Annotated in this window: 5 protein-coding genes; 4 read left to right on the top strand and 1 reads right to left on the bottom strand. The window is 44.9% G+C overall.

The features are described 5' to 3' along the window. Window positions 1-394 precede the first annotated feature (394 nt). The 4 genes from AAGA18_15295 (at window position 395) to AAGA18_15280 (ending at window position 7,307) form a co-directional block, all read left to right on the top strand. Window positions 395-1,117, top strand: a complete 723-nt coding sequence (locus AAGA18_15295; protein MEM9446706.1) for a transposase — start codon at window positions 395-397, stop codon at window positions 1,115-1,117. Window positions 1,118-1,479: 362 nt separating this feature from the next. After that, the gene (locus AAGA18_15290; GenBank protein ID MEM9446705.1) at window positions 1,480-1,671 is read left to right on the top strand and encodes a hypothetical protein; all 192 of its coding nucleotides are present in this window, start codon (window positions 1,480-1,482) and stop codon (window positions 1,669-1,671) included. A gap of 116 nt (window positions 1,672-1,787) precedes the next feature. Next, entirely contained in the window at window positions 1,788-3,722 is a 1,935-nt protein-coding gene (locus AAGA18_15285; protein ID MEM9446704.1) for a glycoside hydrolase family 97 catalytic domain-containing protein, read from the top strand. A gap of 306 nt (window positions 3,723-4,028) precedes the next feature. Next, a complete protein-coding gene (locus tag AAGA18_15280; GenBank protein ID MEM9446703.1) occupies window positions 4,029-7,307 on the top strand; it encodes a DUF4157 domain-containing protein in 3,279 nt (1,092 codons plus the stop codon). A 67-nt stretch (window positions 7,308-7,374) separates the two neighbouring features. Here the strand turns inward: AAGA18_15280 and AAGA18_15275 are convergent. Further along, window positions 7,375-10,742: hypothetical protein (locus tag AAGA18_15275; GenBank protein MEM9446702.1), on the bottom strand; the 3,368-nt coding region annotated here is incomplete at its 5' end.

The raw sequence follows: 10,742 nt of genomic DNA, 5'->3' as shown, positions 1-10,742 counted from the left end.
GTAGCCACATCCCACCCACACAGCGACTCATACAATGATAAACTGCTGCTCTATCCTCTACCTTAATTCGCGCGCTTCTCATTAATCTCCAACAACTTATAGACATTTTCAGAAATTGTCAACATAACAGGGTCTGTCCCTTTTTTGTTGATAATCTCTACTTTTTTTACCATGTTTTATTCTTCATCAAGGTGAATGAAAACCATCTTAATCATCGTCTATTGACGTTTAAGACGCTCGGGATTATCAAATCATTCTGTCCCTGGCTCACAATTTTTTATGGAGAGCGTTTAAAAGCAGGATCGATAATCCCTCTAAATTTATTAACTCGTAGAGTTACCAGAACGACCTCTGAATTCATGTCAGTTCGTAGCACAAGGAGGAGTCATAAATCATGATACAAGTTACTAATCAAATTCATTACATCGGCATCGATGTTGCTAAAGACAAGCTCGATGTCCATATCAACACTCATGTCATCGAATTACCCAATCACCCAAAGGGCTTTCGATCTCTTCTAAAGCATCTATCCAAAATTGCTTTACCTCATGTTATTTGCGAAGCTTCTGGTTCTTATCACCTCCATTTGCTTAGCTTTTTGCATGAACATCATATCTCCATCTCTATTATCAATCCCAGACAAGTCCGAGATTTTGCTAGAGCTAAAGGACTTTTAGCTAAAACTGACACCATTGATGCTCACCTACTCTCTGACTACGGCTCTTGTATGAATCCTCAGCCCACTGAGCCTCTACCCCCATATCATGCAGAGCTCGGTGAACTCTCTGACCGTAAATCTCAACTCCTCGTCATGGTCACTGCTGAAAGCAATCGCTTGACTTCCACTTCCTCTACTCCATTAAGAAAACTCATTAACTCTCATATACGTTCTCTTAAAAAGCAAATAGAGAAAATCGAAGAACTTTTACATCATCTCGTTAAATCCCAGCCCTCTTTAAAAAAACGCATTGACCTGATCTCGAGTATCAACAGTGTCGGATTTATTACTGCTGTTAGCCTGTTAGCTTCTATTCCAGAGCTTGGCTCTCTGAATCGTTCTCCAGCTTCTGCTCTTACGGGCACCGCACCTCTTAACTGTGATAGTGGCTCTTTTTAAAGGACGACGTAAAACTTGGGGCGGAAGGCCAAAGGCTAGGAAAGCACTATACATGGCTGCGGCTGTTTCTAGCAGGCGTAATCCTGTCCCTATCACCTTTTTATAAGCATCTTATCGCCAATGGTAAGAGTCCTAAAGTCGCTCTCACAGCTCTCATGCGCCAACTCATTATTCATGCCAATTCCCTTCTAAAGCATCTTCCTCCACTCACTCTCAATCAGGAGCCCGCTCATGCCTAACCCCTTCCATAACATTCTTCTTACAAAGAGAGTTGCTTTTAATCACCTATTATCTACTGGACTATTTATTGAATTTTCTATAAAGCCTACAACTAATCAATCCGCTTAACTCATTATAACTATATGAAATACAACACATTCATTAAATTTACAATATGCGCGACTGCTGTTCTTGTCCATTTATCAGGAATTAGCCAGGAGCCATTAAAACCACGTAAACTCATCAAAAGTGACCCACTGATTTACCAACAGCCTGTTGCTAATTTGGCAAGTACTTCGAACAATCAACAGGGTTACTATACTGCCCCCGTTTAAGAGTTGAGACATTTTGTGCTCAATCAATAGTTCGCAAGAACCAGAAATGGAGGATAAGAATGGGAATGAGAAGAATACTAGAAACTGTAGTGTCGCTAGTCTTGCTTACACATGCTATGAGTCGAGCAGAAGAGGTCTTGACCCGCTCGCCAGACAAAACGATAACCTTTCATCTTGCTCATAGCGAAAAATCTCTTGTCGGCCGACTGGCCAAAGAGAGAAGAGAGATCATTACTGGTATTCCGATTTCCATTACCATTGACGGAGTGGAATATCCGGGGACCTTCAAGGTCAAGAGTTCTGAGCAGAAGCATATTCGGAATTCTGTTACTCCAATAGTCCCGACAATCAAGGATCTTATAGAGGAGGCTTGTACGGAAACCCTGGTTCAGTTTGACTGTCCCGTAGCACTACGCATCCGCGTTTATGACGATGGTGTTGCTTTTCGATGGGAAAGCCAGTTTGAAAAGGATGAAGTCACCGTTAACAGTGAAAGGCTCTCCTTCACTTTTGCTGAAGACTATCCTGTATACTATCCAATCCATAAGGGAGAAGGCTTCTTCTCTCATCAGGAAAATTATTTCAAACATAGCGTTTTGTCTCAAACGAAAGACCTCATAACCGCCTGTGTTCCATTGCTGGTAGAACTAGGCCGCAAACAAAACCTTCTACTGACTGATGTCAATGTTGAGGAGTATCCCGGACTCTGGATCAAAGGCGGTGAGAAGACAGAGCTTACAGCATCATTTCCTCACCATCCTGCCAAGCTAGATCTCAAAGACGACCGCAACCTGACCGTCTTGGAATACAACAGTTTCCTGGCCAAGACAGCGGGCACCCGCAGCTATCCATGGCGAGCCCTATTGATAACAGATGATGCCGGTCTCTTGACCTCAACCATGCTTTATACTCTAGCCGATCCATGCCGGTTGAATGATACCTCCTGGATCAAACCTGGAAAGGCCGCGTGGGATTGGTGGAATGCCTGGAATATTACCGATGTCCCGTTCGAAGCCGGAATCAACCAAGCGACCTATAAGAACTACATTGATTTCGCCTCTGCAAACAAACTACCGTACGTTATACTTGACGAGGGATGGAGTGTTGTGGGTCCTGCCAAGCTGCTAGATGTTATTCCTGCCCTCAACATTCGAAAGCTTGTTGAGTATGGCAAGGCAAAGAATGTGGGCATTATCCTCTGGATGACCTCCACAGCGCTGGAGCGCAACTTTGATGCGGCATTCAAGCAGTTCTCCAAGTGGGGAATAAAGGGGATCAAAGTCGATTTCATGCAGCGTGACGATCAAGTGATGATGGATTTCTGCGCAAGAATCGCGGAGAGAGCCGCCCAGCACAAGCTGATCGTGAATTTCCATGGCGGATCCAAACCTACCGGCCTTCAGCGCACGTACCCGAACGTATTGACCCACGAGTCTGTCCTGGGTCTCGAGCAAAGCAAGTGGAGTAAGAGTGCCAATCCCGACATGGCTGTTCTGGTGCCATTCATCCGTATGGCAGTTGGTCCAATGGACTACACTCCAGGTGCAATGGACAACTATAGTGAAGCCGAATTCCTTGCGAAACACGAGGATCCCGGTAGCCTGGGTACTCGCTGTCATCAATTAGCCATGTATGTGGCCTATTTAAGCCCGTTGCAGATGCTGGCCGATACACCGACCAAATACCGAAAGAACCCTGAATGCATGCCATTTCTTCAGGAAGTTCCTACCACCTGGAACGAGACCGTTGTACTCAAGGCTGAGATAGGCAACGTTCTGGCCCTGGCCCGTCGCAATGGCAACAGATGGTTCATCTGCGCTATGACAGACTGGATACCACGTGAGCTGTCGTGCAAATTGGATTTCCTGCCCAAGGGCAAATATCGGCTTAGATTCTGGTCAGACGGGCCAAATGCAGCAAAGAAAGCGACCGATACCAGCATCGGAGAAAGTACCGCAACAAATGAGTCTGAGCTAAAGCTCAGGCTAGCACCTGGTGGAGGCTATGTCGCCATCGTAGAACCATATTCTACTGATTCAGTGAAAGAGTAGAGCCGAACACTATGCGAACCAGCCCTTCGAGGTGACGGTCTAAGACTCGCGCCCCAAGGCAGATGTTAGACAAAATAAGTTACATTTACTAATCCTAAAACACAGTAATGGATTCTAGATCAATAACTACATCAAAATTTCAGTTTACGTGGGCTCGGTCAGCCCATTGATAAGTAGAAATGATTTTTGGAAGGAAAGCTCAGATCATACAGAGGCTGCCTGCCCTATTCAGACGATTATTGAAAAGAATCACTTTGCTTTCTATGGTTAGTTAGAAATTGTATAGCACCGAGATCGTAAATTGATATGGCCAATCCCTTTCATTCATTTCTTTTTTCACTGCCAAGCAAGCACGCTGTAACGCCTGAAGGCCTGATTGATTTGGAAGTCTCATCCGATAATGACTCAAAAAAGCAAAACCAGGAAGCGCAAACCTCCCCTCTTTTAGTTCAACGCAAATGTGCTTGCGGAGGAGCTTGTCCTAAGTGCCAGGAAGACGACGACCTTAACAATGAGTTCCTTATCCAATTCAAATTAAATAGAGGATCTGGCAAAGATGCTTATGAAAAAGAAGCCTCTGAAATCGAACAATCATTTGGACAATCCTCCCTACAAAAGCACCCACGCAAAATAAGCAAAATCTCATCCAAATTTCATCGAGAGGTAAACTCATCGTCTTACTCCAGTCTTGAAAATCAAATGAGGCAAAAACAAGGTAAGGGATCACCCCTCCCAAATGAAGTGAGAGAAAGTGTTGAAAGCTATTTCGGAGAAGACTTTAGCAAAGTTCGTATTCACGAGAATCCAACTTTGACAAAACAGTTGCACGCCCAAGCTTTTACTAGTGGGAATGATATCTTCTTCAATCATGGAAAATTCAATCCTGCAACAATAACAGGAAAAAAGTTACTAGCCCATGAGCTTACACATGTGGTACAGCAAAAGGATTCAAAGAAAAAGCCATCCTTAATATCAGTTCAACGTAGCACTGAAGAAGACCAGAAGGAAGCTGGAGGACTTCGCTGGTATATTGAAGTGGATCATCCTTCACCCATTATCTTAAAAGGGTCTATTGTTACCTTCCGTTTAAGAAATGAAACCGACCGTACCGATTCCGAGAAACAGCGAATGTCTAAAGAAGCTCATAAAGGAACCATTAGACCTGGAGTGTACCCTGATGAACTCACTATCTATGACTATGAAAACCCAGAATTTGGAGTCATTGATGGCTATGGGGGCCAACACTCCTTTCCTGAAAAACCAGGTCTCCTCGGTCATTCCTACCCGCTGGAAATGAGATACCAATTTACTCAGTCAGGACACCGAACGATTTTCTTCCGTGGTAAACCACTAGGATTTGCCGGGCATGGAGGCACCAACCATATTTTTGTGACGCATGAAGTGCAAATCATAGATCCTAGTGAATTGGGTGACCTAAGTAAGACTCAAAAAATTAGTAAAAGGGATGAAGACCTACTAAGAAATTCTGAAGCTCGCTACGGTGAGTTGAGCCAGGCCTTCAAACGTCTCGCCATCAGAAAGGCTTTTGAACTTCTTGCAGAAAATAGACAAGAGGCTTTAGAAATGGTAGATCAATATCCCCTCCCATCATTGAATACGGAAACACCTAGAATAAGGGCGGCACGGGAATTGTTTCCTATTTACCAAGACCTCCTTTCTCGGAGAAGCGGTTTAAAATCTTATGCTCCGCCCAAGAGGCTTGGTGGAAGTCCTGGAGAAACCCGTATGCGTGACCCTGCTGCTGATCGCTTAAGTGATCGTGTCAGGAGTGCAGAAATAGCGAAGATCAATCGTCGACTCAAAGAAGTTGAAAAAACGATCCGCCTTATTAAAGCCACTTACCCAGAGGTGGCAGCAGCCCATCGTTATCAATCATCTTATCCCACCATGGGACAGCACTTCACTCAATTAACCGCACTGGCATTACGTCAAGTGGTCAGAGATATCGACGATACGAGAAAGCGCTTGGTAACAGGTGATATTCCTGTTCTTAGTGTTCAAAGCATTGTCAACCCCTTGTTGCAAGATCTAACAATGAGTAATCCTGATGTTTTGACTTCCATCAAGTTACTCCAGCAACGTGAATCTAGCTATAATCTTTGGACTCAGCTTGGACTAACAGGAGCTTCACTTGCCCTGCTATTTGTGCCAGGCATTGGTCCATTCTTGAGTGCAGGATTGGGCCTAGCGTCTGGAGCAGTTCAATCCATCAAGAGCTGGGAGGAGGCTGACGACTATGCCACCGCTGCTAATGCTGGCGTTGGCAGCGGGCTTTTTAGCTCTGATGAAGCCGAGGCCAAAAGAAGCCAAGCCATATGGGACTCTCTCTTTACCCTTATTGACATGATTGACTTTGGGATGGAGGCCACCGAGTTACTTCAAGCGGCTAAACTCTCCAGAACCTCAAGAAGTACTGATGTCTTAGATGATATAGCCTCTAAAAAAATCAGCACCGAAACCGAGCAAATCGTTCATAAGGTCAATGGAGTCAATGAGGAAACTAAAGAACTGTTGGAAATGAGCCCGGAGCTTCGAGACGCCGTACAACGCTTCCCCAATGCAGCCAAAGCATTCAAACTATGCAGCTCTCCTTGCCTCCCTCCTATCCCACCAGCAAGTCTTGCTGATTATGCGCAATTCGAAGAACTTCTAGATTTCATGTCCCGTTTCAATATCACCTTCAATGATATGGGATTTGATAGTCTCCACCAAGTCAAGCGATATCTCCATGGAAGAGCTTGGAGGGAAAACTTAACTGAAACCTTATTAGAATTAGAAGATCAAGCACGTCAACTAGCCACTCAAAGACTTCCTAACAATTTCCGCGTTTGGGTGAATACCGATAGCAATATCTACCATCTTCCAGATTCACGTCACTACGGCACGACAAAAGGAGGAAGATACATGACGCTAGCAGAAGCGGAGGAAGCAGGCGTGCGCAATGCGGTAAGGAGATCCAGCGCTACTCCTACTCCAAGTGGTGTCTATATGGTAGAGCGCCCAACAAAAGGAGATCCTCGTATTGTCATCCATAGTTGGATAGGACCACGAGAAGCCCGTGCCAATTTAGAAAGACAGATGATGAGTGCGGGTGAATATGCCTCAACAGAACTTCAAGGGTGGCAACGAGCTCATAGCCAAGGTGCAGGTCTACGAGCCGAGTCTGGACAAGCCATTCGCCTAGCACCCGAGATGGTTAACCAAGCGCTACAAAACAGAGGCATCGAAGCTTTCTTACGCGTTCTTAGAGATGAGGCCGTGGCGTCAGGTAGTAGAATCCACATGACTACCGTTACGAAAACAACACCTGGCACACTAAGATTAGCTGATATCAGTTACAAAATTGATATTCAAGAGGGTGACCGCATGATTACTCTATTTGAAGCCAACATCCAAGTAAGAGCAAAAGAAATTCAAATCAGAGATGGCAACCAGATGATGACTCAGACACGTATCGAAGTCAGTGCGGATGCAAGAGCACCCGGAGGAGATACCTTTGCATCTACCCCCACCTTTGATGTCGCCACCGGTGAAATCATTGATAACAGCAATCGTGTAAGGTAAAAACCCATCTCCATACCGCTGCAAACCCCAAAGACTAGGTTGATACGCCTAACAGGAACAACTTATCTTAACGAAACATCCAATCGGTAGGTCTTTTAATCAAGTATTCTTGACCGGCCTTAGGCAAGCTTACAAAAATTTTGTGAGCCAAAATGGCAGCATAATAAACAGAAAGAGATATTTTTCTGTTTCCAATCGATTTTTTGATCCGTCCATGAAACCCTTTAAAATTAGCTTGTGTTGCCAAGTAATTTAATTCGTATTGTGAGATCATCGCAGCATTATCCATCAAATCCTGACGAGCTCTCAAACCCGAGCGATAGGCATTATTCTCATTGAAGAAGAGTGCTAGCTTCGTCATCACATCTTGCTGGAAGCTCTTATTGAGTTTAACAAAGAAGGGGAATGATTCGTGAAACCAAGCATGATAAGTTTCATGAACTACAAATTCACGTAATACTGCTTGAGATATAGGAGTCGGTTGGACACGAATAACCTGCTCGATTGGGTCATAGGTTGCGGCAGCAGAACCCACGATATGGTCAACATCATCAAGCCATCTGCCATTAACTTGTTGCCACGCATAGTCATGGCCTAAGCGTATAGCATCCGTTGATTGACCACGTAATAAGGCCGCCTCAAGATGGGGAACAGGGAAAAGTTGTAATGCGTCTCTCAGATGATCATTCAACATAGCTTGTGTTGGAATTTCCAATCTCCCAAGAGCTCTGGCTTCGCCAACTAAAGTACCTGCAACACGAGCTATATCCGTATTAAAAACAAACATATTTGGATGCCCTGGCACCCTCATGGAAGCAAAGTTTTCTAGTTCGACCATGATACCTGCCGAAATACGATCGATTAAAAAAGAACCTGCTGGCGTCCCAGAATCCAATTGTGTATTCATGCGCACTATTGCATTATCAATGGCATCAAATTGCGCACGGATAGCAGTATAAAGACTAGCCAAATGGTTAGCCCAAGCAACGCGATCCAAAGTGTTAGGAAAATCACCTAACCCATTGTGCCTACCTGCAGCAAGATCATCCCACCACTCTCTGTCTCTATGAATAACGGTAAGTGCCTCAGCATGAGCTTGATTAAAATAAGACTTGAGACGGGCTACGAGGCTTTCAACATCAATCCCATTGATACGTAAGTAGGTGCGACCATTTTGCACCTGAGCAAATTCAGGAGTTAATGGTCCGCTGTAAATCTGGGGGATCGCTACTCTAGCATCATTCACTGTAATATCGGTGTATTCTGTAACAGTCCTAGCATCCAAGGCATCCTTGGCTGCAATCTGAGCATCAATTTTATGCCATGAGGTCCATGGTTTCTTCAAAAATTCCGGTTTAGGAGTCGAAGCATTCTTCGAGAAAGGGTTCCACCACGCCGCCTGTTGTCCTAGGCCTTCCGAACCACCCTTTGCCGTCGCGTCCGGAAACATCTGTGACATCACCTTGTTAGAGCGGACCTTCGCATCTACTTGAGCTGATTGAGTAACGCCTTTGGCTACATCATCACCTACAACTCGTCCCTCAGCTTTGGCCTGTGCTTCAAACTCCTCTTGCAACGCTTTGATGGCACTCTTCATCCTCGGTGATGAAGCATTGTGTAAGTAATATTTATAAGCACCCCGCATAGCACTCAAACTGATAGCGCCCGCCATAAACAACAATAAGGCTACTTTAAAGTACCCCCAATTCTCTCGATCCTCCTTGCTATACTTGTCACGCTCCAGTTCATTCACCCGATAATCAAACTCCACAAACTTCATAGCTAGAGTTTCCGTCACCACGAAAGTAAGTGATGCCTTCAAGACTTCTCGACTCACCGTAGTCCTCGCCATATTAGCAAAGGCTGCGTGCCCCACTTTCAGCGGAGCAGTGACCACACTGCCCAAGGCTCCCGCAGTAAAGATGATGTCCACCGTATCCATCACATCTTCCATCTCCTTCTTATCCCATAGAGACTCTGCCACCTGAGGTAAACTTTGTGCCAATACCCACTGTCTCTTGGACACATAGACATCCTCATCAAGTAAGTCTCGTAACATCCAAACCAGAGCTGTCGTTCCAGGATTCAATTGCACAATCTCCACTAAAACGGGTTCCAACGGATCATACACATCGGTTATCGGAGCATACTTCCAATCCCCCGATACAGGTCCCGTTCTCGACGAAGTCCTCGAGTCATATGTCAAGCGAGAGGGATAGCGACTCACCGCAATCTTCCCATCTTTCCTTTTCTTAGCATTGAATCCCATCCGATCAGGAATATCCGAATCGTCCTCAGGAGGTGCTAAACCAAAGCGCAGAGGGAATCGCCAATTATTCTCACTATCGCTTCGGATATCTTCGATCTGCTTATTAAAAAGTGGGAAAGGTTTTGATATTCCAATTTTCACCACCAGGAACCCTTTCTTCTCCGCTAGAGCTTTGAGTTTCTTTAGTCCGCTAGCTCCATTGACCGCACCTAGCAATCCCATTAATACCTTCACATCGGTGACATCTGGATCTCCTTTTAATGCATCATCCAATTGCTTTTGTAGTTTCTGGATCTCTTGATGCTTCTTGAGTCCCAATTCCAACTCCTCCTCGCGCCGCTTCTTTTCCATTGCAGCTTTCCGGACTAGGTAGTCATCTACTGCTTTATGGATTTGTTTTTGGCTGCGTTTGGGTAGATTCAAGCTTATACCAAGCGCAGCGATCTCGGGCGTGTCATCAATCTCACCCGGTTTAGAGTGTAATATCTTTAAAGCGGTTCCCATAGCCTCATCGCTCGAAGGCCCTTGAAGTCCTAGGATCCCCACTATCTCAGCAAAGGATGAAGGATCATAGACAATCACTTGAAAATCAAAACCAGATCCCCCGCTCTTGGAGAAGATTCTCTTCAAATCCCTTGAGTGCACAAAATCTCGATCTGCTTCATAGAGAATAGCTTCGCCACTGAGTTTTTCTTCATCTTGATAAAGCAGGCTCAGCACCCCCATACGATCTTCGTCGGTAGTGATTTTACTGCGGTGCATGACAAAGAAGCTACGATCTAACTTCTCACGAATCTTACTAGCACGCTCCTTATTCTTGGTAAAAGTCTCACCAGACATCAGTTCACCAAAAGCACTCTCTTGTTTGGCATAGCTACCGAGCCAACTCAAATCACTGTAGATAAAATTTACTCCCACCGACGGTTTGACAGCAAACTCCCAACGCGAAGTAACTTCAGGCTTAATTATTTCGGCGAGGGCGTGATTAACTGATTGTTGAACTTTTTCATCATCTTTTAGCACCACATCGAAGATGGCAAAATTCCCTCCACCTTTAACAAAAACATCTCTTAGCTTCTTGCTATCTTGGAGCATCTGCCCCAAATACCAAAAGGTGTAAAAAGATCTTGGCCCCATGATTCCGTCAACTTCTTGGCTAAAAGCCT

This window comes from Verrucomicrobiota bacterium, from assembly GCA_039192515.1.
GTDB lineage: Bacteria > Verrucomicrobiota > Verrucomicrobiia > Methylacidiphilales > JBCCWR01 > JBCCWR01.
Note: the sequence above shows the minus strand (reverse complement) of the source record. Positions and strands in the feature narration are given on the sequence as shown.